At 72.5% G+C, this 24,024-nt stretch carries 21 protein-coding genes; 10 read left to right on the top strand and 11 right to left on the bottom strand.

The window, feature by feature from the left end; genetic code table 11:
• Positions 1-96 precede the first annotated feature (96 nt).
• Together AB0C21_RS37770 and AB0C21_RS37765 are read left to right on the top strand one after the other, a co-directional pair.
• Positions 97-822 carry a DedA family protein gene (locus tag AB0C21_RS37770; RefSeq protein ID WP_500210840.1) on the top strand — a complete coding sequence of 242 codons (726 nt, stop codon included), beginning with the start codon at positions 97-99 and terminating at the stop codon, positions 820-822.
• Between the two features lie 72 nt (positions 823-894).
• Positions 895-1,296 (top strand): hypothetical protein, encoded by a 402-nt coding sequence (locus tag AB0C21_RS37765; RefSeq protein WP_500210839.1) that lies wholly within the window; start codon positions 895-897, stop codon positions 1,294-1,296.
• Here the strand turns inward: AB0C21_RS37765 and pyrE are convergent.
• The gene (gene pyrE, locus AB0C21_RS37760) at positions 1,293-1,829 is read right to left on the bottom strand and encodes an orotate phosphoribosyltransferase (protein ID WP_500210837.1); all 537 of its coding nucleotides are present in this window, start codon (positions 1,827-1,829) and stop codon (positions 1,293-1,295) included. The two genes, AB0C21_RS37765 and pyrE, sit on opposite strands and share 4 nt — an antisense overlap.
• A gap of 59 nt (positions 1,830-1,888) precedes the next feature.
• On the opposite strand from pyrE, the gene AB0C21_RS37755 reads away from it, so the two are divergent.
• Entirely contained in the window at positions 1,889-2,413 is a 525-nt protein-coding gene (locus AB0C21_RS37755; RefSeq protein WP_500210836.1) for a lipase family protein, read from the top strand.
• A gap of 29 nt (positions 2,414-2,442) precedes the next feature.
• On the opposite strand, the gene AB0C21_RS37750 is transcribed toward AB0C21_RS37755, so the two are convergent.
• The 5 genes from AB0C21_RS37750 to AB0C21_RS37730 all read right to left on the bottom strand — a co-directional run bounded on the left by AB0C21_RS37750 (position 2,443) and on the right by AB0C21_RS37730 (position 9,079).
• Positions 2,443-3,090 carry a tetratricopeptide repeat protein gene (locus AB0C21_RS37750; protein ID WP_500210835.1) on the bottom strand — a complete coding sequence of 216 codons (648 nt, stop codon included), beginning with the start codon at positions 3,088-3,090 and terminating at the stop codon, positions 2,443-2,445.
• A gap of 86 nt (positions 3,091-3,176) precedes the next feature.
• Positions 3,177-4,520, bottom strand: coding sequence for an NYN domain-containing protein (locus tag AB0C21_RS37745; RefSeq protein WP_500210833.1), 1,344 nt, complete (start codon positions 4,518-4,520; stop codon positions 3,177-3,179).
• A gap of 282 nt (positions 4,521-4,802) precedes the next feature.
• Entirely contained in the window at positions 4,803-6,173 is a 1,371-nt protein-coding gene (locus tag AB0C21_RS37740; protein WP_500210832.1) for a sigma-70 family RNA polymerase sigma factor, read from the bottom strand.
• A 184-nt stretch (positions 6,174-6,357) separates the two neighbouring features.
• Positions 6,358-7,983, bottom strand: coding sequence for a DUF7800 domain-containing protein (locus AB0C21_RS37735; RefSeq protein WP_500210830.1), 1,626 nt, complete (start codon positions 7,981-7,983; stop codon positions 6,358-6,360).
• 106 nt (positions 7,984-8,089) lie between these two features.
• Positions 8,090-9,079 (bottom strand): NAD-dependent epimerase/dehydratase family protein, encoded by a 990-nt coding sequence (locus AB0C21_RS37730; protein WP_500210829.1) that lies wholly within the window; start codon positions 9,077-9,079, stop codon positions 8,090-8,092.
• A 225-nt stretch (positions 9,080-9,304) separates the two neighbouring features.
• Here AB0C21_RS37730 and AB0C21_RS37725 point away from each other — a divergent pair, with 225 nt between their 5' ends.
• The 6 genes from AB0C21_RS37725 (at position 9,305) to AB0C21_RS37700 (ending at position 13,104) form a co-directional block, all read left to right on the top strand.
• On the top strand, positions 9,305-9,655 hold the full coding sequence (locus tag AB0C21_RS37725) for a YciI family protein (RefSeq protein WP_500210827.1): 351 nt from the start codon (positions 9,305-9,307) through the stop codon (positions 9,653-9,655).
• On the top strand, positions 9,634-10,878 hold the full coding sequence (locus AB0C21_RS37720; RefSeq protein ID WP_500210826.1) for an RNA polymerase sigma factor: 1,245 nt from the start codon (positions 9,634-9,636) through the stop codon (positions 10,876-10,878). Before AB0C21_RS37725 ends, AB0C21_RS37720 begins: the two co-directional genes overlap by 22 nt.
• Before the next feature lie 198 nt (positions 10,879-11,076).
• Entirely contained in the window at positions 11,077-11,460 is a 384-nt protein-coding gene (locus AB0C21_RS37715; RefSeq protein WP_500210825.1) for a hypothetical protein, read from the top strand.
• A 10-nt stretch (positions 11,461-11,470) separates the two neighbouring features.
• Positions 11,471-12,208 (top strand): hypothetical protein, encoded by a 738-nt coding sequence (locus tag AB0C21_RS37710; protein WP_500210824.1) that lies wholly within the window; start codon positions 11,471-11,473, stop codon positions 12,206-12,208.
• 46 nt (positions 12,209-12,254) lie between these two features.
• Entirely contained in the window at positions 12,255-12,710 is a 456-nt protein-coding gene (locus AB0C21_RS37705; RefSeq protein ID WP_500210822.1) for a roadblock/LC7 domain-containing protein, read from the top strand.
• 22 nt (positions 12,711-12,732) lie between these two features.
• Positions 12,733-13,104 carry a hypothetical protein gene (locus AB0C21_RS37700; protein ID WP_500210821.1) on the top strand — a complete coding sequence of 124 codons (372 nt, stop codon included), beginning with the start codon at positions 12,733-12,735 and terminating at the stop codon, positions 13,102-13,104.
• An 87-nt stretch (positions 13,105-13,191) separates the two neighbouring features.
• On the opposite strand, the gene clpB is transcribed toward AB0C21_RS37700, so the two are convergent.
• The 5 genes from clpB to dnaK all read right to left on the bottom strand — a co-directional run bounded on the left by clpB (position 13,192) and on the right by dnaK (position 20,271).
• The gene (gene clpB, locus AB0C21_RS37695) at positions 13,192-15,789 is read right to left on the bottom strand and encodes an ATP-dependent chaperone ClpB (RefSeq protein WP_500210820.1); all 2,598 of its coding nucleotides are present in this window, start codon (positions 15,787-15,789) and stop codon (positions 13,192-13,194) included.
• A gap of 186 nt (positions 15,790-15,975) precedes the next feature.
• Positions 15,976-16,422, bottom strand: a complete 447-nt coding sequence (locus tag AB0C21_RS37690) for a heat shock protein transcriptional repressor HspR (RefSeq protein ID WP_149260496.1) — start codon at positions 16,420-16,422, stop codon at positions 15,976-15,978.
• Positions 16,423-16,427: 5 nt separating this feature from the next.
• Complete coding sequence (gene dnaJ, locus AB0C21_RS37685; RefSeq protein ID WP_500210819.1) at positions 16,428-17,597, bottom strand: molecular chaperone DnaJ; 1,170 nt, start codon at positions 17,595-17,597, stop codon at positions 16,428-16,430.
• 84 nt (positions 17,598-17,681) lie between these two features.
• Positions 17,682-18,335 (bottom strand): nucleotide exchange factor GrpE, encoded by a 654-nt coding sequence (grpE, locus tag AB0C21_RS37680; protein WP_500210903.1) that lies wholly within the window; start codon positions 18,333-18,335, stop codon positions 17,682-17,684.
• 70 nt (positions 18,336-18,405) lie between these two features.
• Positions 18,406-20,271: a molecular chaperone DnaK gene (gene dnaK, locus AB0C21_RS37675; protein WP_500210818.1), complete on the bottom strand. Its 1,866-nt coding sequence runs from the start codon at positions 20,269-20,271 to the stop codon at positions 18,406-18,408.
• A 373-nt stretch (positions 20,272-20,644) separates the two neighbouring features.
• Between dnaK and AB0C21_RS37670 the strand changes: the two genes are divergently transcribed.
• A complete protein-coding gene (locus tag AB0C21_RS37670; protein WP_500210817.1) occupies positions 20,645-24,004 on the top strand; it encodes a S8 family serine peptidase in 3,360 nt (1,119 codons plus the stop codon).
• Positions 24,005-24,024 lie beyond the last annotated feature (20 nt).

Here is a 24,024-nt window from a genome sequence, read left to right as displayed (position 1 = left end):
CAGTGAGTGCCCAGGTCACGCGGTTTCCGGTTCGGGCATGCCGTCCGCGCTCAGTATCTCGCCTAATCGGAGCGTGGGGAAAGGTACGCTCGCGGTGTGGATCTCACTGCCCTTCCCCTTGACATCATGGAGTGGCTGCACCCCACCGCGTGGCTGCAGCTCTTCGGCACCTTCGCGACGATCGGCGTGCTTGCCATCATCTTCGCGGAGACCGGCCTTCTGGTCGGCTGCATCCTCCCCGGCGACTCGCTGCTGTTCACCGCGGGGATCCTCACGGCGGTCTCGACCGTCAACGGGCAGGAGTTCCAGCCGCTGTCGCTGCCCTGGCTGCTGATCGGCGGGCCGGTGGCGGCGATCGCCGGCGCCCAGCTCGGCCACTTCCTCGGCGCCCGCTACGGCCGCAAGCTCTTCGACCGGCCCGACTCCCGGATCTTCAAGCACGAGTGGGTGGAGAAGGCCGAGTACTACTTCAACCGGTTCGGTCCCGCGAAGGCCGTGGTGCTCGCCCGGTTCATCCCGATCGTCCGGACGTTCCTGAACCCGCTCGCCGGGATGCTCGGCATGGACGCGAAGAAGTTCTTCGTCTGGAACGCGATCGGCGGCATCGTCTGGACGGACGCGCTGTTCCTCCTCGGCCACTTCCTCGGGTCCGAAGTGCCCGACGTTGAGAAGTACATCCTCCCGGGCGTAGCGGTCATCTTGGTTCTTTCGGTCATTCCGATCATTCGGGAGGTCCTGAAGGGACGCAAAGCGGACCACGGTCCGAATAAGAATGGTCCCGAAGAGTCCCGTCCGTCGCTCAGCGGTGACAGTTATCGCTAACCTCCCCATGTGGGACGTCACCGGTCGGACCCTAGGGGTCTCGCGCGCATACTGATCGCGGCCTTGGCCGTGATGGCAGCCTTGGCCCTGCTCATCGTCGGCGGCATGGCCCTGGTCAACGCGATCATGAGCGAACCCGACAAGAAGGGCCCCGCCACCGGGGTCTCGGCTTCGAGCGACGGCGGGCGCAAGACCCCGAGCGGCGGGAAGGCCACGACGTCGCCCACGGCCGCGCTGCCCCTGGTGATCCACGTGACCGGCCAGCCCACGAAAGTCGTCGTCCGCGTCGCCGACGCCGGCGGCAAGGTCCTCGCCAACGGCCCCCTCAGCACCGGCGACACCCTCCAGTTCAAGGAGGCGCCCCTGGCGGTCGCCGCCTCCAACGGCGGCTCCCTGCAGGTCGTGATCTACGGGGAGGTCCAGCCGCGCGAGCCGAACGGGCAGCGCGCCCAGTGGTTCATCAAGGCCCGCTAGCCGAGCCCCAGGTCGGCGACGTCGTAGGGGTGCCGGTACTCCAGCCCCTCCTCGGCGATCCGGCCGGCCGCACCGCGCTCCAGGATCGTCGCGACCGCGACGACTTCCGCCCCCGCCTCGCGTAGCGCCTCCACCGCGGTGAGGACCGAGCCGCCCGTGGTCGAGGTGTCCTCCACCGCGAGGACGCGCCGGCCCGCCACGTCCGGCCCCTCGATCCGGCGCTGGAGCCCGTGGGCCTTGCCCGCCTTGCGGACGACGAACGCGTCCAGCGTCCTGCCGCGCGCCGCCGCCGCGTGCAGCATCGCGGTGGCCACCGGGTCGGCCCCGAGCGTGAGCCCGCCGACGGCCTCGTAGTCCAGGTCGGCGGTCTCGTCCAGCATGACCCGGCCCACCAGCGGGGCCGCTGCCCCGTCCAGCGTCACCCGGCGCAGGTCCACGTACCAGGACGCCCGCTTGCCCGAGGACAGCACGAAATCGCCGTGCACCACGGCCTTGTCCTTGATCTTCTGCAGCAGCTCATCACGATCGCTCACGTGCAGAACCCTATTCACCCTGCGTACGCGCCCCGGCCCCGGCGTGTACGGTTCGCGGGGTGACACCCGGAACCGTCGTCCTGCTGCACGCCCCCGGCGCCACCGCGGCCTCCTGGGGCGACCTCCCCGAGATGCTCCGCTCCTACGGCCTGGACGTGGTGGCCCCGGACGTCCCGGGCGACGACGGCCCCCGCTACATCGCCCGCGTCTCGCTGACCATCACCGCCACCGACCCGGTGGCCCCGCTCGTCCTCGTGGCCCACGGCGCCGCGGGCCCCCTGCTGCCGGGCATCGCCCTGGCCCAGCGCGCCGCCCACCGCCCGGTAGGCGGCTACGTCTTCGTCGACGCCGACCTGCCCCGCCCCGCCCGCCACGACCACGGCGCCCCGCAGGACACCCTCCCCACGGCCCCAGATTGGCCCGAGGCGCCCTGCGGCTACCTCCGCACCCATTCGGACCGCTCCGCCTCCCCCGAGCACGACCAGGCCATCAGAGAGGCCCACCTACGCGGCTGGCCGACAACCGAACACGACCCCCCCACCGCAGTAGCCCAGTCCCTGAGCGAACTAATAGCCAGGCTGTGACTCCCAGGGGGGTCGCTACCCCTGGGAAATCAAGAGTTCTTCAGCAGGTCGTCCAACAGGGCGTCGTAGTCGTCTTCGCTGCGGCCCAGGTCTATGCGGGCTCGGTAGCGGAGGCGGAGGAGGGCTTCCAGGCTGTCCTCCGCAAGGGCTACGTCGTCCAGGCCCGGGGTGAGGGTGTCGGCTTCCGGGGGCGGGCCCTCGTCGGGGCCGCCGCCTATGCCGGTGCCCACCGCGCGGTCGCGGAGGGCTAGGACGACGTCGGCGCCGCTGGTGGCCCATTCGTGGGCGCCGGTCGCGTCGCCTTGGGCGTAGAGCACCTCGGCCACGGCGCGGTACACCTCGGGGTCGCGCGGCTTGTCGTCGCGGATCTGCTCGACGAGGGCGCGGGCCTCGTCGGCCTGGCCGAGTTCGAAGAGCGCGTCGGCGAGGTAGGCGCGCGCGTCGCCGTAGGTCTCGCCGCCGTCCTCCATGGCCCGGCGGTACAGCTCGGCCGCCCTGGCGTGGTCGCCGGCGTGCTGCCACTGCTCGCCCGCGCGCAGGAGGACGTTGGCGCGGGACACTCCGCCGGACACCGACTCGGCCAGCTCGGCCAGCCGGCGGGCCGCCGAGATGTGATCGCCGGTGCGCAGGGTGTCGAACTCCAGATCGTCGAGATCGTCTTCCGTCACATGCGTCACGGTTCAACGCTACCCGGCACCGCCCGGCCGAAGCGGGCGAATCGATGATGATCGTGGAATACCGGTGCTAATGAGGGGACGTCAGGTCACCTGCGTGAACGTTCGAGGGCGTCCCAGAAGCCCCGGCGCAGGGCGTGGCGCACCTCGTCGTGCAGGAGGAAGTCGATGGGCAGGGAGGAGCCCTGCAGCAGCCTGGCCTCCAGGTCGGAGGGCATGCGCGGCTTGCGGGCGAGGACGGCCTCCAGCCACAGGGCGGGGGCGTCCCGGGCGACGGACTCGCCGAAGTCCTGGCCCTCCTGGTGGGCGGCCTTGACGGCGTCCGAGAGCGTGGGCGTCTGCTGTGCCGGGACGGGCATCTGCTGAGGGCCGGTGTAGGGGCCGTGCTGCTGGCCGCCGGACTGCATCGTCTGCGGCTGGAGGGTCTGCGGGGGCGGCGGCGGGGACGGCGCCGGGACGGGCGACGAGGTGTACTGCGGGCCGAGGCTCGGCGGCGGGCTGGACGGGGCCGGAGCCGGGGCCTGCGTCGAGGACGGCCCGGCCGCCGGGGCCGGGGCGGGCTGCGAAGGGAGCGGCTGCCCGCCGGAGCTGTAGGGCGATCCGCCGTACCCGCCGCCCGAGCCGCCGGGCAGCGGCATGGGACCGGTCCCGGTGCCCGAGCCGCCGGTCGCCGCGGATCCGCCGCCGTACCCGCCGGTCATGGCCGGGCCGAGGTCGCGGACGGGCGGGACCGGGGTGGAGGCCGGGGTCGGGGGCGGGACGCTCAGCGGGGACGCGGGGGGCGGCCCGTTGTTCGAGGTGGTCTGGAGCGGGCCGAGCGAGCCCGCGTGCCCGTTCGTGCCGCCGTGGCCGTTGGACAGCGGGCTCGTCCCGAGCGAGGAGGAGCCGCTGTCCGCGCCGGCGAGCAGGTTCACGTAGGGGCGCAGGTGGCCGGAGCCGATCTCGATGAGGTCGTCGCACTCCTGGCGCAGCACCCGGGAGATCGTCCAGTTGCCGTCGACGGCGACGTGCACGATCGTCACGCGGACGCCGAGGTCCTGGGCGTCGGCGACGACCTGCGCGAGGTCCTCGTCGCCGCTCACCACGACGGCGTCGGCCAGCGCGGAGTTGCGGGCCAGGGTCATCAGGTCGCGGTGGATCTCGGCGTCGACGCCCTCGCGGCGGCCGGGGCGGATCCGGCCGAGCCGCAGCTTGAGGCCGGGCAGGTCGGCCAGCGCGTCGTGCTCGGGGGTGCGGCGCCCCTCGACCGTCGCCTCGTACCAGTAGCAGCGCAGCAGCGGCATGCCGGTGCGCTCCCTGGCGAGGTTGCCGAGCAGCTGCAGGAGGCCGCCGAAATCCCATGAGACGGTCTCGCGATGGCGCGTGCCGTGTACCGCCATGGCACCGTCGGCCAGCAGGTAGCCGGCGTCCACGAACAGCGCGCAGCGATCCATGCGGCACCGTCCTTCCTCAACACGGGAGTTCACAGCGTGCCCACTTCGGCGTAAGCGACCCCGGGCGCTTATAGCGTAGTGAAGCCCGTCTGCCCGGTAGGCCGTTACGGCGATTCGCCACTCTTTCATGGCAAGCCGCCGGTTGGCGACTCCCCGGTAACAAGGAATCGGGAGCCGCGGCGGACGCTACCAGCCCTTTAGGCTCCGTCCGGCCCTTCCGGAGGATCTTTACGGGAAGAATCAGGTCGCGGGTTCAGTCCGGACGTGCCCGCGACCCCCGCTTCATCTCCTCGTGGCGGGCGCGGCCGGGCGCGGTGCCGCAGGCGCGGTGCGGTGCCATATGAAGCGGGTCTGGCCGCATGGCGTGTCGACGCCGAGGCGGACGCGTACCTCGGCGGACAGCAGCGGCACCCGCAGTTCGATGTCGACCAGCAGGCCTCCCGGGGGTGCGGTCGGAGGGGCGGGCAATGTCGGGCGGGGCGTGGAGGGCTTCTGCGCGGGTGGTGCGGCGTGCGGCGGGCCGGTTTGCGGTCGTGGCCTCGGCGCCGGGCGGGAAGGCCCGCCCCGGGGAGTGTCCGCCATCGGACGGACGATCGCGGGACGCCTCGCGTGCGGCCTGGTAGCCGGTGGCTTCGTGACGTGCGGCTTGGCGGCAGGCGGCTTCGCAGCGGGCGGCTTCCCAGCGGGCGGCACGGCCGGCCCGGCGGCGGGCGGCGGTCTGCGCGGGACGGGTGCCGCCTGCTCGTGCGACGCGAGCGTCAGGCCCAGCGCCACCGCCCCGGCGAGGACCGCCACGGCCGCGGCGATCATCTGCCGGCGCCGGGGCAGGTCGCGCAGCCACAGGAGGAGGCCGCCTCTGGACGCAAGGTAGGCGGCGCTCGCCGAGCCGAGGATGAGCGGGCCGATGATGTCGCGCAGGGCGGTGTTCACCTGCGCCAGCTCCCCGTGCAGGCCCTTGCAGCGCTTGCAGCGGTCCAGATGCCGCTTGACCCTGCGGGAGTCGCGGTAGGGGAGCGCGTCCCGCACGTAGGCGCCGAGCTTGGCCAGGACGGGACGGCACGCGTCGTCGGCTTCGAGGTCTTCCAGGTGCATCTGCAGGTAGGCCTGCCGCAGCCCTTCGCGGGCCCGGTAGGCGAGGGCGGCGGCGCCGTTCGGGGTCAGGCCGAGGATCGGGGCGACGTCGGCGGGCCTCCCGTCCTCGACCTCGGTGTACCAGAGGACGGTCTGCCAGCGGTCGGGCAGCGAGAGGAACGCGCGCGCGATCAGCGAACGCTCCAGCTCCTCGACCGCCGGGTCGTCGAAGGGCTCCTCGACGTCGTACGCCTCGATGTCGCCCGTGCGGTGGAGGCGCTGGTCGGCGCGCTGCCGGTCGTAGACCGTCCTCCGCACCACCGTGAGCAGATAGGGCCGAAACCCGGAATCGGGCCCGCCCCCGCGCTTCAGGACGGCGAGGACCTTGGTGAAGGCCTCCTGGACGGCGTCCTCGGCGGCGTCGTGCTCGGCCAGCTGGCGCGCGAGCCTGCGGGCGGCCGGCAGGTGCCGTTCGTACAGGATGCCGAAGGCCGCGTCTTCGCCCTGGCGGACCCGGTAGATGAGCACGGCGTCGCCGGCCTCGGCGCCGCCGGGCCCCGTCGCGTCGTCCCCTCGCTCCATGCTTGCTCATTGTGACTGATTGACCACTTGTTGTCGCTCAATTTGGTCGCACATGTATCGGCGGGTCGCGTCATAGCCGGGGCGCCGCGCCGTTGGAGGGGTGTGGAAGGCGTCAGGGGCGGGCCGTTCCACGCGGCGGGTGCGTTCGCTCTGTCGAGGGGGCGGAGCGAACGCACCCCGTGCGTCACGTGATGCCGGCGCGCCCCATCTCGGACAGCGTGCCCGTGTCCCCCGGCGTCTCCCAGCGCACGCGGCAGTCGCGTCCGGACAGTTCGACGGTGGCGATGGCGTTGTCGAACCAGGGGCCGTTCGTCATCCGCCACCGGATCGGCGGGACGGGGACCTTCGCCATCTTCGCCAGCGCGCGGAACGGTCCCCCGGCGGTCCGGGAGTAGGCGAGGCGGTTCGCCCACCGGAACTTGCCCTCCAGCGGGTTGCGCAGGGGCGAGCAGACGACCTGGCTGATCTTCGACTGCGTGGCGGGCTTGGTGATCCGCGCCAGGTAGGAGTAGTGGATGTCGCCGGACAGGAACGAGATGCTCGCCGGCGCCGGGCCGCGTTCCCCGCGCCCGACGGCGACCACGTCGGCGGCGACGGCGCGGAACGACCGCTCGAACGCGGCCCAGTGCTCCAGGTCGGCGGCCTGGCGGACCTTCTCGCCGAGCGCCGCGACCCGCTTCCCCCACGCCCCGCCCGCGACGGCCTCGTTCCACGACTCGGCGTGGTGGATCGCCATGGGCAGCAGGTAGGGGAGCGAGCTGGCGATGAGCAGGTGGTCCATGCCGCCCTGGCACTGGCCGTCCAGCCAGTCGAACTCGTCGTCGTCGAGCATGCCGCGCCGGTCGGCCGTGAGGAGCCGGGAGCAGCGGCTGTCGACGACGATCAGGCGCGTGCCGCCCCAGTCGTGGGCGTAGCTCCAGCGCGTGCTGTCGGGGTGCTTGTCGGCCTTCTCGGCGAACTCGTCCAGGACGGCGCCCGCGTCGCCGGTCTCGTCCGAGGCCGCCCGGACGGCCGCGAGGACGGGGTCGGACGCCCGGTCCTGCGGCGCCATGTTCCCGAGGTGCTGGTAGATCCAGTACGACCCGATGCCGCCCGTGATGCGGGCCTTCCACCAGGGCTGGGACCACATCTCCCGGCGCCACGTGTACGAGGTGTTCCAGTCGTCCCGGATGTCGTGGTCGTCGAAGATCGTGAAGGTGGGGACGGTGGACAGCAGCCACCGCACGGCCGGGTCGTCGTGCCAGGCGAGCTTGTAGAGCTGCGTGTAGTCCTCGAAGTCGGCGACCTCGCCGTCCGGGGGCGAGCCCGGGGCGCGGCGGCCGCTGATGAACTCGCGCATCTGCGGGGTCAGCTCGTCGGCGTACACCTGGTCGCCGACCATGAGCAGGACGTCCGGCCAGGCGATGTCGTCCCCGCCCGTGCGGAGCCTGTCCGCGAACGCGGTGAGGGCGTCGTGCCCGTACTCCTCCACGGTGCCTGGGGAGCGGCGGCAGGAGCCGAAGGAGATCCGCAGCTCGCCGTGCTCGCGCAGCGTCCTGATGAGGGACGGCGGGAGCCCGCTGCCCGCCTCGGGCCAGACGGTCTCGCCGTCCGCCACCACCTCGTACGGGATCCGGGCCCCCGGCGCGAGCCCGTCGATCTCGACGACGGCGTAGTGGTGGCCGTGCGCCGTGAACGTGCGGGCGGACGCGTCCACCCCCTGCTCCCGGTTGACGACCCTGACCTCGCACGGACGGTCGGTCTCCACCCAGATCGTCGCGGTGTGGTGACTCACGTGCCGGAGGTGGGGGCCGAGTACCAAAGCGGTCATAGAACGCCTCTCTAGCGGACCGGCGCCCATGTGTCCACAGCCCGGCCCGGCCACATGCCGTGCACGAGGCCGGGCCGCGCAGGACGATCTCGCGCAGGGGTACGGGTCAGCGCGATCCCAGGACCTCGTTCTCCTTCTCGGGATCCAGGCCGAGCACTGGACGGTCGGGGCGCTGCGGGGCCGTGCCGCCTATCGACCTGAGCCACTCCCAGGTGTCCGCGACCGTCTCCTGGACGGGCCGGCAACGCAACCCTGCCGAGACGGCCTTGGTGACGTTGCCTTTGTGGAGGGTGTCGTAGTCCTCGCCGGGCGGAAGCCAGACGGGGAGGTCCATCCACGGCTGGATGCCCGCTTCAAGGATCGTTTCGGGGGCCGTCCAGACGAGGTTCGCGTCCGACCCCGTCACGTCGATGCAGGCTTGGAGGAGCTCGTCCATCGTCGTGTGGTCTGGCGGGCTGACCAGGTTGTAGGGCCCGCCGAGCCCTTGTTCGACGGCGTCGAGCGTCCATATGGCGAGGTCTCTGACGTCGATGTACTGCAAGCCGGCGTCGCGGGGGCCGGGAGCCAGGACGTCGCCGCCGCGCGCCATGCGCGTCAGCCACCAGGGCAGCCGCCCGATGTTCTCGTAGGGGCCGAGGATGAGACCCGCCCGCACCAGGAGCGCGTCGTCCCCGAACGCGTCGAGCGCCGCGAGTTCCCCGCCGCGCTTCAAGGCCGCGTAGTCCGCGAGATCGCCGTCGTCCGGGGAGCCGTCCACCACCTCGGCTTCTTCGCCGAGCCCGGCGGGCGCAGGGGACCGGTACACCGAGCGGCTGGAGATGTAGACGTACCGTGCGACCCGGCCGGTGAGCAGGCGCGCGCTGTCGCGGACGGCGAGCGGCGCCCCCGACCAGGTGTCGACGACGGCGTCCCACTCCCCGTCCTCCAGGGCCTTGAGGCCGCCCTCGGCCGTGCGGTCGCCGTGCAGCGACGCGACCCCTTGGGGCGGCTCGTGGCGCCCTCTGTGGAAGACCGTGACATCCCAGCCGCGGCCGAGTGCCTCTTCGGTGACGGCCCGTCCGACGAACTCCGTCCCACCCAGCATCAGAAGCCTCATGGGGAGCACTCTGCCTTCTGTACGTTCTGTACGGAACGGCTGCACGCTCACAGCGTAAAGAGCCCTGCACGGACCCTCCTTCGCGAAACCTCCCCGGCGGGTGTCGAAAACGGCCGGTCCCGAGTGTCGACAGGGAGAGAGGTGATCCGCGGCCGTCCCGCTCGGGGCGCCGCCCCGGCGACGAGTTCCGGAACCGGGGAAGGTCACCATCCGACAGGAGGAACGATGCGGTACCTGATGTTGATCTGCGGGGTCGAGAAGGACGAGCTGTCCCCGGACGAGCTGACGGCGATGATCGCCGACACCGAGGCCTGGGTGAAGGAGATGGACGGCCGCGGCGTCCGGAAGTTCGGCGACCGGCTGCGTCGCACCGACACCGCGACGACCGTCCGCGTGCGCGACGGGGAGACGCTGCTGTCGGACGGTCCGTTCACCGAGACCAAGGAGCAGATCCTCGGCTTCGACCTGATCGACTGCGCCGACCTGGAGGAGGCCGTCGAGATCGCCTCCAAGCACCCGTCGGCGCGGTACGGGTCGATCGAGGTGCGGCCCCTGTGGCCGTTCGGGGAGGACTGACGGAGGCCGGAGACGCGGTCGCGGCGGCCTTCCGCGAGGAGTGGGGCCGGGTCGTCGCGACCCTCATCCGCATGACGGGCGACTGGGACCTCGCCGAGGAGTGCGCCCAGGAGGCGTTCGCGCGCGCCCTCGAACGCTGGCCGCGGGACGGGGTGCCGCGCCGGCCGGGCGCGTGGCTGACCACGACGGCCCGCAACCACGCGCTGAACCGGATCCGGCGCGGCGCCACGGAGGACGCGAAGCTCAGGGAGCTGGGGACGGCGGCGGGCGCGGAGGAGCCGACCGAGGCGGGCGGCCTGCCCGACGACCGGCTCCGGCTGATCTACACCTGCTGCCATCCGGCGCTGCCGGTCGAGGCCCGGGTGGCGCTCACGCTGCGCACGGTCCTCGGCCTGACCACGGGGGAGATCGCGCGGGCGTTCCTGGTCGCCGAGCCCGCGATGGCGCAGCGGCTCGTCCGGGCCAAGCGGAAGATCCGCCAGGCGGGCATCCCGTACCGGGTGCCGCCCGCGCACCTGCTGCCCGAGCGCACCGCGTCCGTCCTCGGCGTGGTGTACCTGCTGTTCAACGAGGGCTACGCGGCGAGCGGGGGCGCGGACCCGGTGCGCGCCGGCCTCTGCGCGGAGGCGATCCGCCTCGCCCGCCTCCTGCACGGCCTCGCGCCCGGGGACCCGGAGGTCGCCGGGCTCCTCGCGCTCCTGCTGCTCCAGCACTCCCGGCACGCCACCCGGACGGACGGGTCGGGCGACCTGGTCGCACTGGAGGACCAGGACCGGCGCCGCTGGGACCGTGCGGCGATCGCCGAGGGCGCCGCGCTCGTCGACGAGGCGCTGCGCCGCGGTGAACCCGGCCCGTACCAGGTGCAGGCGGCCATCGCCGCATGCCACGCCACCGCACGCACGGCGGCCGAGACCGACTGGCCGCAGATCGCCGCCCTGTACGGACGGCTCGAAGCGATGAGCCCGGGACCGGTCGTCCGGCTCAACCGCGCCGTCGCGGTGGCGATGGCGGACGGCCCCTCGGCGGGTCTGGCCCTGGTCGACCGCATCGAGGGCCTGGACGGCTACCACCTGCTCCACGCCACGCGGGCGGACCTCCTGCGCCGCCTCGGCCGTCCGGACGAGGCCGCCGCGGCCTACCGGGAGGCCCTCGCGCTGGCCCGCACCGAGGCCGACCGCCGCTACCTGGCCCGCCGCCTCGCCGAGGTCCGGTGCGCGGACTGACGGTTGCGGACGACCCCGAACCGGCGGCGGGGTGGGAGCCGATTCCGGGCGCGGCGCCTCACACCGAGCCTGACCGGTGGTCATACCGGGTGGTATTTATACCCCATTCTCGGCCGTCGCGGGAAATTTACTGATTGGTGTTGCTGGCGGCAATGTTCTGGCTATGGTCGAGTCCTTGCAACTCTCATTCGGTGGGAAATGGGCTTGGGCATTGACGGCTGCCTCGCGTCGATGATGACCATTCCGGGGGCGCGGCGGGTCACGCTCGTCGACTGCGCCAGCGGGCTCGCCGTGGCGGCGGCCGGCCGGGAGGACGTCGTCGACCAGCACGAGGACGCGGCCGGGGCGACCGACGTGGTGCGGGCGGTGCTGGCGTCGCCGGCGCTCAGCGCCACCGCGGCGGGAGACGACGTCGAGGAGATCATCGTTTGCGGTACGGGTGGATACCACTTATTGGCCCTCGCGGGCGCCAATCTCGACGGGCATCTCTTCGTCCATTTGCTGCTCGATCGGGAAAAGGGAAACATCGCGCTCGCCCGGCTGCGCATGCGCGACCTCCTCGGCGAGATCACGGGCGGATGACATGGCGCACATGGACAGCGTGGCGCACGCGAATGACAGGGCGCACACGAATGACCGGGCGCACGTGAGCGCGGGACGGGTCGGCGGAGCACTGGCGGCCCTGGAGCGGGAGAAGGCCACCGGCGTGCTGCGGGTGGGCGGCGACGGAGCGTTCCACGTCGAGCGCGGGGCCGTCACCCGCGCGGAGAGCCGGCACGCGCCGGAGCCCGCCGCCCGGCCGGACGGCCCCGACCTGGAGCTGCCGGCGCTGCTCGCGACGTTCGACGCCGCCTGCCTCCTCCTCGCCTCGGAGGCCGAGCCGGTGTTCACCGAGGGGCCGCCGAGCGGCGGCTCCAGGCGGATCACCGTGGCGACGCTGGTCCACGAGCGGCGCCGCCGCCGCGCCGTCCTCGACGCCGCCTGGCCCGACGCGGGCGTGGACACCGCGCCGGTCGTGCCGGTCCGGCGCGTCGGCCGGCAGCGCGTCATCCTGACCGGCGTCCAGGCGGAGATCCTGATCAACGCCGACGGCGTGCGCACCCCGGGGGAACTGGCCCGCGACCTCGGGCGGACGGTGTTCGGCTGCCTGCTCGCCGTCCGCGGGCTCGCCGCCGCGTCGCTCGTGCGGACCGGCCCGCCGGACGGAACGCCCGCCCGGCCGGCCGGAGCGGCCGCCCCGCCGGTCCGCGAGGAGATCCCCGCCGACTGGGCGCCGGCGGACCACGACCTGCTCGTCCGGCTCCACGCGGCGCTGGTGGAGCTCCGCTGACCGTGCTGGGGACCGAGTGGCTCACTTGATCGAAAGGCTGACAAAGGTGGCGAAACGAGCGGGGGCGGTCACGGCGGGCACGACGGCCGCGGCGGCCCGCGCGGCCGAGCAGGCGGCGCGGGCGACCGAGCAGGCGGTGGTGGCCGAACTGAGGTCGCTGCGGGCCCGCGTCCCGCAGCTCAACGGGGGCCTGGTCGCCTCGGTGGACGGGCTGCTCATCGCGCACGACCTGCCCGACTCCGTCGAACCCTCCGGCATGGCGGCCGTGACGGCGACGGGCCTGTCCCTCGCGCACCGGATCGCGGAGACCGCGCACGGCGGGGCCTTCCACGAGGTCGTGATCCGCGGCGTGGACGGCTACGTGGTCAGCTACGCCGCCGGCCCCACCGCGTCCCTCACCGTCCTCGCGGACCCGGACGTCAACGTGGGGCGCCTCCACCTGGAGTCGCGCCCCGCCGCCCGCGCCATCGCAGCCCACCTCACGGGCACGCGCCGCTCATGACAACGAACGAAAGGGGAGCACCATGTCCAATCTCGACCTCGCCCTCAAGGACATGATGTCGATCGACGGGGCCATCGGCGTCGCCGTCGTCGACTACAACAGCGGGATGGCGCTCGGCCACCTCGGCAGTTCCAAGACCCTCGACCTCCAGGTCGCGGCCGCCGGGAACACCGAGGTGGTGCGCGCCAAGCTCCGCACGATGGACCAGCTCGGCATCCAGGAGGAGATCGAGGACATCCTGATCAGCATCTCCAGCCAGTACCACGTCATCCGGCCGGTCACGGGCCGCAAGGGCAAGGGCCTCTTCCTCTACATGGCCCTCGACCGGAACCGCGGCAACCTGGCCCTCGCCCGCCACCGCCTCCGCGACATCGAGGAGAACCTGGAGATCTGACCCGCCGTTCCGCCGCCCACACCCCACGCCGGCGGAACGGCCCGCGAAGGCGGCCCCGGGACCTCGTCCCGGGGCCGCCCCTCTCCGCTACTTCGTCATCGTCAGCCCGCTGGACGGCTTGACGGTCAGGCTGTCGGCGGCCTCGTCGAGGTCGACGACCACCTCGTCGCCGTCGCGGACCTCCCCGGACAGCAGCTCGCGGGCGAGCTGGTCGCCGATCGCCGTCTGCACGAGGCGGCGCAGCGGGCGCGCCCCGTACAGCGGGTCGTAGCCGGTCAGCGCCAGCCACTCGCGGGCCGCGGGCGTGACCCGCAGCGAGAGCTGCCGGTCGGCGAGGCGGTCGGCCAGCCGGTCCACCTGGAGGTCGACGATGCGGGTCAGCTCGTCGGTCGACAGCGCGTCGAACAGGATCACGTCGTCCAGGCGGTTGAGGAACTCCGGCTTGAACGAGTTCCGGACGGCGTTCCACACCGCCTCCCGCTTGGCCCCGTTCTCCAGCGTCGGGTCGACCAGGAACTGCGACCCGATGTTGGAGGTCAGGATCAGGATCGTGTTGCGGAAGTCGACCGTGCGGCCCTGGCCGTCGGTGAGGCGGCCGTCGTCCAGCACCTGCAGGAGGATGTCGAAGACCTCGGGGTGCGCCTTCTCCACCTCGTCCAGCAGGACCGCCGAGTAGGGGCGGCGCCGGACGGCCTCGGTGAGCTGGCCGCCCTCCTCGTAGCCGACGTATCCGGGCGGCGCGCCGACCAGGCGGGCGACGCTGTGCTTCTCGGAGTACTCGCTCATGTCGATGCGGGTCATCGCCCGCTCGTCGTCGAACAGGAACTCCGCGAGCGCCTTCGCCAGCTCGGTCTTGCCGACGCCCGTCGGGCCGAGGAACAGGAACGAGCCGGTCGGGCGGTCCGGGTCGGAGATGCCCGCGCGGGCGCGGCGCACCGCGTCCGACACCGTGCGGACCGCGGCCTCCTGCCCGATCAGCCGCCGGCCGAGCTCGTCCTCCATGCGCAGCAGCTTGGCGGTCTCGCCCTCCAGCAGCCGGCCCGCCGGGATGCCCGTCCAGGACGCGACCACGTCGGCGACGTCGTCCGGGCCGACCTCCTCCTTGACCATCGTGTCGCGGTTCTCGGTCGCCTCGGCCTCCTCCTCCAGCTGCTTCTCCAGCGCCGGGATCTCGCCGTAGACGAGCCGCGAGGACGTCTCCAGGTCGCCGTCGCGCTCGGCCCGCTCCGCCTCGCCGCGCAGCTGGTCGATCCGCTCCTTGATCTCGCCGACCCGGTTCAGCTCGGCCTTCTCCCGCTCCCAGCGGGCGTTCAGGCCGCTCAGCTGCTCCTGCCTGTCGGCGAGATCGGCGCGGAGCCGTTCGAGGCGCTGCCGGGACGCCTCGTCGGTCTCCTTCTCCAGGTTCATCTGCTCCATCTTCAGCCGGTCGACGGCGCGCTGCAGCTCGTCGATCTCGACCGGCCGGGAGTCGATCTCCATGCGCAGCCGGGACGCGGCCTCGTCCACCAGGTCGATCGCCTTGTCCGGCAGGTACCGGGAGGTGATGTAGCGGTCGGACAGCGTCGCCGCCGCCACCATCGCCGAGTCGTTGATCTGCACCTTGTGGTGCGCCTCGTACCGGCCCTTCAACCCGCGCAGGATCGCGATCGTGTCCTCGACGGACGGCTCGCCGACGAACACCTGCTGGAACCGGCGCTCCAGTGCGGCGTCCTTCTCGATCCGCTCCCGGTACTCGTCCAGCGTCGTCGCGCCGATCATCCGCAGCTCGCCGCGGGCCAGCATCGGCTTCAGCATGTTGCCGGCGTCCATCGCGCCCTCGGCCGCGCCCGCCCCGACGACGGTGTGCAGCTCGTCGATGAACGTGACGACCTGCCCCTCGCTCTCCTTGATCTCGTTCAGGACGGCCTTGAGCCGCTCCTCGAACTCGCCGCGGTACTTCGCGCCCGCGACCATCGCGCCGAGGTCGAGCGAGATGAGGCTCTTGCCGCGCAGCGACTCGGGGACGTCGCCCGCGATGATCCGCTGCGCCAGCCCCTCGACCACGGCCGTCTTGCCCACGCCGGGCTCGCCGATCAGCACCGGGTTGTTCTTCGTCCGGCGCGACAGCACCTGGATCACCCGGCGGATCTCCGAGTCGCGGCCGATCACCGGGTCGAGCCGGCCGTCGCGGGCCGCCGCCGTCAGGTCGACGCCGTACTTCTCCAGCGACTGGTAGGTGCCCTCGGGGTTCTCGCTGGTGACGCGGGCGTGCCCGCGCACCTTCTCGAACGCGTCCAGCAGCGCCTGCGGCGTCGCGCCGAACTCCTTCAGCAGGCCCGCCGCCGGGCCGCCGTCGGCCGCCAGCCCGACCAGCAGGTGCTCGGTCGAGACGTACTCGTCCTCCAGCTGCTGCGCGCGGTTGGCCGCCGTGTTGACCGACCGCTGGAGCTGGCCGGACAGCCGCGGCGTCGCCACCGTCGACCCCTGCGCCTTCGGCATCGCCGCGAGCTGCTCCTCCGCCCGCCTGCGGATCACCTGCCAGTCGGCGCCGACCGCCTCCAGCAGCGGCACGGCCGTCCCGTCCGGCAGCCCGATCAGCGCCACCAGCAGGTGCTGCGGCTCGACCTCGGGATGCCCCTCGGCCGCCGCCCTGCGGACGGCGATCGACAGCGCCTCCTGGCTCTTCTGCGTCAGCTTGTAGTCCATCGCCCCACCCCGTAAGCCGTGTTCCTTCCGGGGGCCAGACCCCCGACAAATGCTCTGTCCTTCTGGGGGGCAACCCCCAGACCCCCGACAACCGCTCTGTCCTTCTGGGGGACAACCCCCAGACCCCCCGACAACCGCTCTGTCCTTCTGGGGGACAACCCCCAGACCCCCCGACAACCGCCTAGTTCAGTCCGAGTTGCGCTCATGCCAGACGACGACGCTCGTCCGCCTGATGGGCACGAGGTCGGCGCCGGGAGTGCCGCTCGGTTCCCCGTGCCGCCGCTGCTGCGCCAGCCGCGCCGCGACCGCACGGGTCGATTCGAGTTCGTTCGCGAGCTCCTCCAGCGCGGCGTGCGCCTTGGCGAGCTCCTCGCGGAGCCGGGCGTTGTCGCGCTGCAGCTCCAGGATGTGCTTGATGCCGGACAGGTTGATGCCCTCCTCCTGGGAGAGCCGCTGGATCTCGCGGAGCATCACGATGTCCCGCATGGAGTAGCGGCGTCCCCGGCCCGCCGTACGGCCGGGGGACACCAGGCCCATCCGGTCGTAGGTGCGCAGCGTCTGCGGGTGCAGCCCGGACAGCTGCGCCGCCACGGAGATCACGTAGACCGGAGTGTCGTCGCCGAAGGGATCCATGAAGATCACTCCTGTCTGGCCTGCTGGAGGAGGTCGGCGCGCAGGTCGTCGCCCGCGCCCGCCGTCCGGAGCTTGGCGAGCGCCTCGCGCGACTGCTCGTCGAGCTTCTGCGGGACGTGCACGTCGACGGTGACGAGCAGGTCGCCCTTCGTGCCGTCGCGCCGCGGCGCGCCGCGCCCCTTCACGCGGAACTTGCGGCCGTTCGGCGTGCCCTCGGGCAGCTTCAGCGTGACGGGCTGCCCCTGGAAGGTCGGCACCCTGATCTCGCCGCCGAGCGCCGCCTCGGGGAAGGTCACCGGGACGGTCAGCGTCAGGTTGTCGCCGCTGCGGCCGAACACCTTGTGCGGCAGCACCTTGATGTTCACGTACAGGTCGCCGGCCGGGCCGCCGTTCTCGCCGGGCGCGCCCTTGCCCTTCAGCCGGATCTTCTGCCCGTCCGCGACGCCCGCCGGGATGCGGGCCTGGATGGTCCGGGTGCCGGTGGCGCGGCCGCTGCCGTGGCAGGTCGGGCACGGGTCGTCGACGACGAGGCCCCGGCCGCGGCACTCCTTGCACGGCTCCTGGAAGCCGAAGTTGCCGAGGTTGCGGGTCTCGTGCCCGGTGCCCTCGCAGTTCGGGCACACCCGCGGCACGGTGCCGGCCTTGGCGCCCGTCCCGCGGCAGCTGTTGCAGGCCGCCTCGCTGGTCAGTTTGATCGGAACGGTGACGCCGTTCATCGCGCGGCCGAACGACAGGGTCACCTCGGTCTCGACGTCCGCGCCGCGCCGCGCGCGCCGCGTCCCCGCCGTGCGGGCGCCGCCGCCGGCGCGCCCGCCGAACAGGCCGCCGAACAGGTCGCCGATGCGCTCCCCGGCGCCGCCCGTCTGCGTCCCGCCCGACTGGCCGAAGATGTCGCCGAGGTCGAACGGGAAACCGCCGCCCTGCTGGCCGCGGAAACCGCCCGGCATCGAGCGCACCGCGTCGTACTCCTTGCGGCGCTTCTCGTCGGACAGCACGTCGTAGGCCTCCGAGACCTCCTTGAAGCGGTCCTCGGCCTCGGCGTCGCCCTTGTTGGCGTCCGGGTGGTACTTGCGCGCCAGCTTCCGGTAGGACTTCTTGATCTCCTCCTGGGAGGCCGTCTTCGCGACACCGAGGACCTTGTAGTAGTCCTTCTCCAGGTAGTCCTTGGTGCTCACGGCGCCCCGCCTTCTGCTATCGCCACTTGCCACATGTCTTCAGGCCCCTGCGGGGCCCGCCCGTCCGGGCGGGCCCCCTGAGGATCATTCGCCCGGTTCGTCGTTCGCTTCGCCCGGCTCGCCGCCGGACTCGTCGGCTCCGGAGTCCGGAGCGGGGTCGGCCACCGCCACGCGGGCGGGCCGCAGGACCCGCTCGCCGATCCGGTACCCGGGCTGGAGGACGTCGGTGACGCTCGTCTCGGTCACCTCGGTCGAGTGCGAGTGCATCAGCGCCTCGTGCACGACCGGGTCGAAGGGCTCGCCCTTCTCCCCGAACCGCTCCAGGCCGAGCTTGCCGGTGACCGCCTCCAGGCTCTCCGCGACGGACTTGAACCCGCCGGTGAGCTCCTCGTGGTCACGGGCGCGGCCGATGTCGTCCAGCACCGGGAGCAGCTCGGACAGCACCTGCCCGAGGGCCTGCTCGCGGACCGCGACCCGGTCGCGCTCGACGCGCTTGCGGTAGTTGTCGTACTCCGCCTTCAGGCGCTGGAGGTCGGCGAGCCGTTCCGCCAGTTGCGTCTTCAGAGAGGAGACCTCCTCATCGGTGGCCTTGGCGCCCCCGTCCGCCGGGGCCTCCGGGGTCGGCGAGGACTCCCCCGCCCGCTCCCGGACCTCCCCCGTCTCGGGATCGATGCGCCGCTTGTCGCGGATCACCGGGCCCTCCTTCTCCTCGCCCTCGTTGGAAGAGGACGTCACGATGCACCGCCCTTCTGGGGGACGCCCCCCAGACCCCCGGGGTGGAGGGCCGAAGATCCTCGCTTCGCTGCGGTCATCGGCCCTCCTCCTTCGGCTTGTCCTCGTCCACGATCTCGGCGTCGACGACCTCGTCGTCCTGCGGCTCGCCGCCCTGGGCGCCGGCCGTCGGCCCGTGGTCCTCGGCGCCGGCCTGGGCGCCCTCGGGGTTCTGCGCGTACATGGCGGCGCCCATCTTCTGGCTCACCTGCGCGAGCTTCTCGGCGCTGCCCTTGATCGCTTCGACGTCGGTGCCCTCCAGGGCCTTCTTGACCTCGGCGACCGCGTCGCCCACCTCGGTCTTCAGCTCCGCGGGGACCTTCTCGTCGTTCTCCCGCAGGAACTTCTCGGTCGAGTACGCGAGGGTGTCGGCCTGGTTGCGGACCTCGGCCTCCTCCTTGCGCTTGCGGTCCTCCTCGGCGTACTGCTCGGCGTCGCGCATCATCTTCTCGATGTCGTCCTTGGGCAGCGCGCTGCCGCCCGTGATGACCATCGACTGCTCGCGGCCGGTGCCCTGGTCCTTCGCGCTGACGTTCACGATGCCGTTGGCGTCGATGTCGAAGGTGACCTCGATCTGCGGGACGCCGCGCGGCGCCGGCGGCAGACCGGTGAGCTGGAAGGTGCCGAGCTTCTTGTTGTACGCGGCGATCTCACGCTCGCCCTGGTAGACCTGGATCTCCACGGACGGCTGGTTGTCGTCGGCGGTGGTGAACGTCTCCGACCGCTTGGTCGGGATCGTGGTGTTCCGCTCGATGATCTTGGTGAAGATGCCGCCCTTGGTCTCGATGCCGAGGCTCAGCGGGGTCACGTCCAGCAGCAGGACGTCCTTGACCTCGCCCTTGAGCACGCCGGCCTGGAGGCTGGCGCCGATCGCGACGACCTCGTCCGGGTTGACGCCCTTGTTGGGCTCCTTGCCGCCGGTCAGCTCCTTGACCAGCTCGGAGACCGCGGGCATCCGGGTCGAACCGCCGACCAGGACGACCTGGTCGATCTTGTCGACGGTGATGTTCGCGTCCTTCAGCACCGACTGGAACGGCGCCTTGGTGCGCTCGAGCAGGTCGGCGGTCATCCGCTGGAACTCGCCCCGGGTGAGCTTCTCGTCGAGGTGCAGCGGGCCCTCCGCGGACGCGGTGATGTAGGGCAGGTTGATCTGCGTCTCGGACGAGCTGGACAGCTCGATCTTGGCCTTCTCCGCGGCCTCGCGGAGCCGCTGCAGCGCCATCTTGTCCTTGGACAGGTCGACGCCGTTGGCGTTCTTGAACCGCTCGACCAGCCAGTCGACGACCTTGTTGTCCCAGTCGTCGCCGCCGAGGTGGTTGTCACCGCTGGTGGCCTTCACCTCGACCACGCCGTCGCCGACCTCCAGCAGGGACACGTCGAACGTGCCGCCGCCGAGGTCGAAGACCAGGATGGTGGCCTCGTTCTCCTTCTCCAGGTGGTAGGCGAGGGCCGCCGAGGTCGGCTCGTTGATGATGCGCAGGACGTTCAGGCCCGCGATCTGGCCGGCCTCCTTGGTGGCCTGCCGCTGGTGGTCGGAGAAGTAGGCGGGGACGGTGATGACCGCGTCGGTGACCGTCTCGCCCAGGTAGGACTCGGCGTCCCGCTTGAGCTTCTGCAGCACGAACGCGCTGACCTGCTGCGGGTTGAAGTCCTTGTCGTCGATCTTGGTCTTCCAGTCGGTGCCCATCTCGCGCTTGACCGACCGGATCGTCCGGTCGACGTTGGTCACCGCCTGGCGCTTGGCGACCTCGCCGACCAGGACCTCGCCGTTCTTGGCGAAGGCGACGACGGACGGCGTGGTCCGCGACCCCTCCGCGTTCGCGATGACGGTGGGCTCGCCGCCCTCCAGGATCGCGACGACCGAGTTGGTCGTCCCGAGGTCGATGCCGACCGCACGTGCCATGTTTCTCGTCCTCCGTCGTATCCGGTGATATCGCAGCCCCGGTCGCCCCCGAGGCGCGGCCGGTTGAGTCTTCTGTCCGCAAGGTTGCCCGGCATCCTCGTTCCTGTCAAATGACTTGAGTCGGCCGGACTCAACTTTGCTGACGACCTCTACAACAGGACGAGTGAGCGGCCTATTCCGGTTCCCGCCGCCGGTTCGCCGAGGAGAAGTTCGCCCGGCCGGAGGAGGGGCCGCGGCGCCCTCGTCCTCCACGAGAAGGAGCGAGGGGTGGCCGCGCCGCCCGCACTCGGGGCTCCGCCGTGAAGTCGATCGGCCGCTTCGGCTGATCAATGGAGACCGTCCGTTCCGGGGCGGCCATGGCAGAGGAGACTCGATGACGCACAGACGCCGGAGCCGGGCCCTGCTCGGCATCCTGCTCGCGGCCGGGACGCTGGCCGCGGTCCCCCCGCCCGCCCACGCGGCGCCGCCGGCGGGCGGCCTGGACCCCGGCGGCTCATGGAAGGTGACCTTGCTCACCGGGGACGTGGTCGCCGTCCGGACGACCAAGGGCAGGCCCCCGCTGGTGTCGGTGACGCCGGCGCCCGGCAGGGAGAAGCACTCCTTCCGCAAGGAGGTCCGCCCGGACGGGCACGTCGTCGTCACCCCGGTCGACGTCGCCGGGCTGGTCGGCCGGGTGATCGACCCCGAGCTGTTCGATGTCACCGCGCTGATCGCGCAGGGCTACGACGACGCCCGCAGCGGCGACCTGCCGCTGATCGTGCAGCGGTCCGCGGGGACGAGCCCCCGCAAGGCGCTCGGCGGGACGCTCAGCACGACGCGGGAGCTCCCGAGCATCGGTGCCACCGCCGTCCGGCAGCCCAAGGGCGACGCGCCGCGGCTCGGCGGCGCGCTGGCCGGGATGCCGTCGGTCAAGGCCACCGGCGGGATCCGGCACATCTGGCTGGACGGCAAGGTCAAGGCGCGCTTCACCACGGCGCCCGGTGCGCTCGCCGCGCCCCGGGCCCCCGCCGCCCGCCGGCTGGACTCCAACCTGCGGCAGATCGGCGCGCCCGCGGCCTGGAGCGCCGGCTACACCGGCAGGGGCGCGAAGGTCGCCGTCCTCGACACGGGCGTGGACGCCGGGCACCCCGACCTCAAGGGCCGCATCACCCGGACGAAGAACTTCTCCGAGTCGCCCGACACCGTCGACCGGGTCGGGCACGGCACGCACGTCGCCTCGACCGTCGCCGGAACGGGCGCCGCCTCCCAGGGGGAGCGCCGGGGCGTCGCGCCGCAGGCGGACCTGCTGATCGGCAAGGTCCTGGACGACGAGGGCTCCGGCACCGACTCCAGCGTGATCGCCGGGATGGAGTGGGCCGCGCCGCGCGCCGACGTCGTCAACATGAGCCTCGGCGGCGCCCCCACCGACGGCGCCGACCCCCTCTCGCTGGCCCTGAACGACCTCACGAAGCGGCACGGGACGCTGTTCGTCGTCGCGGCGGGCAACGAGGGCCTGGTCGGGTCGGTCGGCACCCCCGGAACGGCCGACGCCGCGCTGACCGTCGGCGCGGTCGACGCCCGCGACCGCCTCGCCGAGTTCTCCAGCCGGGGACCGCGCGGGCACGTCGCGAAGCCGGAGATCGTCGCACCGGGCGTCGACATCATCGCGGCCCGGGCCGAGGGCACCGCCATGGGCACCCCGACGGGGGCGCGCTACACCAAGGCGTCCGGGACGTCGATGGCCACGCCGCATGTCGCCGGCGCCGCCGCGCTGCTCGCCGCGAAGCACCCGGACTGGGGACCGTCCCGCCTCAAGGCCGCCCTCGTCGGGACGGCCGACCCGGCGACCGGCGGTGACGCCTTCGAGCGCGGGGCCGGACGCCTCGACGCGGGCGAGGCCGCGAAGAGCCCCGTCCTCGCCGCGCAGAGCATCGTCGATCTCGGCACGTCGCGGTTCCCCGAGCACAAGGCGCTGTCCGCGAAGCTCGGCTGGACGTCCCAGGCCCCCCGTCCCGTCCGCATGCGGTTGAGCGTGAAGGTCGTCGACCGTCGCGGGCGCGCGGCGGGCGGCGCGGCGAGCGTCCCGTCCGGCGTGGACGTCCCGGCGGGCGGCACCGGCCAGGCGGCCCTGACCGTGGACGCGGCCAAGCTCGCCGGCCGTCCCGGCCTGTACACGGCCGTGGTGACGGCGACGGGCGGCGGCGCGACCCTCGAAACGCCCGTCACGTTCTACGTCGAGCCTCCGTCGCACGACCTCACGATCAAGGCCACGCCCTTGCCGGGCACCGACCCGGCGGACTTCTCCGCCTCCGCCACCGTGGTCAACCTGGCCGACATGGCGCTGTTCTCCCAGTGGGTCGACGCCACCGGGACGGCGAAGGTCCGCGTCCCCGAGGGCCGCTACGCGGTCCTCGGCAACGTGGACGACACCGGCGACTGGCGTTCGGCGCTGGCCGGAGACCCCGAGGTGGCGGTCGCCGGGCCCACGACCGTCACGCTCGACGGCGCCGCCGCCGTGAAGGCCGGCGCGCGTGTGGAGGGCGTCGAGACCGAGCAGTCGATGCTGTCGGCGGACATGGTCCGCGACGCAGGGCAGGGGCTGTGGTGGTTCAGCGCCTACTCCTTCGATCCCGCGAAGGCGCCCGTGTACGCCCAGCGGATGGACGGCGTGCAGACCGGGACGTTCCGCGCGTACACCAACCACCGGCTGAGCGCGCCCGGCACCGTCTACGACGTCCTGCACCCCCTGGGCAACGGAATCCCCGCCGACCTGACGCACGTCGTCACCCCCGCCGAGATGAAGCGGATGGCCCGCGTCGACCAGCGGTTCGCCGCGTTCGACGGGGACACGGGCATCCCCATGGGCGAGAAGCGCTACGGCATCAGCCCGGAGGGCCTGCTGATGTTCGAGGCGAACGGGGACGTCAAGCCCGGAACGTCCCGGACCGACTACGTCTCGACCGGCTCCGGCCTGCTGTGGGGGGACGAGGGGTTCGTCAAGTTCGGTGAGGACTTCTGGGTGGACCAGGGGCCGTTCGGCGAGCTGAAGACGGGCGGGCGGGTCTCCGAGCGCTGGGGCCGCCAGCCGCTGCGCCCCGGACCGTACTCGGGGACCGGCGTCACGCCCAGCGACTGCGCCCGGTACCCCGCGGCCCGCACCGGGCGGAGCATGCGCGTCGCGCTCGTCGACCTCCAGACCCGTCCGGACGGCTTCGACTGCGCCATGCACGAGGTGAAGGGGCGCATGGCGCTGTTCGCGGGGGCCAAGAAGATCGGCGAGAGGAACGGGCCGTTCGGCGAGTTCACCGTCCCGGCCAAGGAGGCGGGGTACCGGCTGACGTACGAGAACGACGCGTCGGCCGTCGTCCCGGTGTCGATCCGCACCTCGACGTCCTGGACGTTCCGCTCCGGCGAGCCGCGCGGCCACAAGAGCGCCAACCTGCCGCTCCTCCTCGTCGACTACGACCTGAACCTCGACCTGCGCAACCAGCCGTCCGGGAAGCCCGCCGTGCTCACCGCCGCGCGGATGGCGGGCTCCGGCAGGGCCGCGATCACCGGGCTGCGGTTCTGGACGTCCGTGGACGACGGCGCGACCTGGCAGGAGGTCCGGGTGAAGGCCCTCGGCGGCGGGCGGTTCAGCGCGCCGCTCCCGGCGCCGGTCAAGGGGCAGGCGGTCTCGCTGCGCGTCAGCGCGAAGGACGCGGGCGGCAGCGGCGTCGACCAGCGCGTCATCCGCGCCTACCGCGTCCGGTAGCCGTGTCGTGAAAGCGGTGA

Origin of the sequence: Spirillospora sp. NPDC049024, assembly GCF_040649235.1 — a bacterium.
GTDB lineage: Bacteria > Actinomycetota > Actinomycetes > Streptosporangiales > Streptosporangiaceae > Spirillospora.
Note: the sequence above shows the minus strand (reverse complement) of the source record. Positions and strands in the feature narration are given on the sequence as shown.

Coding starts and splice junctions, on each gene's coding strand:
- clpB (WP_500210820.1), bottom strand. CDS start 15,789: ATGGACTACAAGCTGACGCAGAAGAGCCAGGAGGCGCTGTCGATCGCC.
- dnaK (WP_500210818.1), bottom strand. CDS start 20,271: ATGGCACGTGCGGTCGGCATCGACCTCGGGACGACCAACTCGGTCGTC.
- AB0C21_RS37765 (WP_500210839.1), top strand. CDS start 895: ATGGCAGCCTTGGCCCTGCTCATCGTCGGCGGCATGGCCCTGGTCAAC.
- AB0C21_RS37700 (WP_500210821.1), top strand. CDS start 12,733: ATGTCCAATCTCGACCTCGCCCTCAAGGACATGATGTCGATCGACGGG.
- AB0C21_RS37725 (WP_500210827.1), top strand. CDS start 9,305: ATGCGGTACCTGATGTTGATCTGCGGGGTCGAGAAGGACGAGCTGTCC.
- AB0C21_RS37690 (WP_149260496.1), bottom strand. CDS start 16,422: ATGGATCCCTTCGGCGACGACACTCCGGTCTACGTGATCTCCGTGGCG.
- AB0C21_RS37710 (WP_500210824.1), top strand. CDS start 11,471: ATGGACAGCGTGGCGCACGCGAATGACAGGGCGCACACGAATGACCGG.
- AB0C21_RS37735 (WP_500210830.1), bottom strand. CDS start 7,983: ATGACCGCTTTGGTACTCGGCCCCCACCTCCGGCACGTGAGTCACCAC.
- AB0C21_RS37715 (WP_500210825.1), top strand. CDS start 11,077: ATGGGCTTGGGCATTGACGGCTGCCTCGCGTCGATGATGACCATTCCG.
- AB0C21_RS37745 (WP_500210833.1), bottom strand. CDS start 4,520: ATGGATCGCTGCGCGCTGTTCGTGGACGCCGGCTACCTGCTGGCCGAC.
- AB0C21_RS37740 (WP_500210832.1), bottom strand. CDS start 6,173: ATGGAGCGAGGGGACGACGCGACGGGGCCCGGCGGCGCCGAGGCCGGC.
- AB0C21_RS37670 (WP_500210817.1), top strand. CDS start 20,645: ATGACGCACAGACGCCGGAGCCGGGCCCTGCTCGGCATCCTGCTCGCG.
- AB0C21_RS37730 (WP_500210829.1), bottom strand. CDS start 9,079: ATGAGGCTTCTGATGCTGGGTGGGACGGAGTTCGTCGGACGGGCCGTC.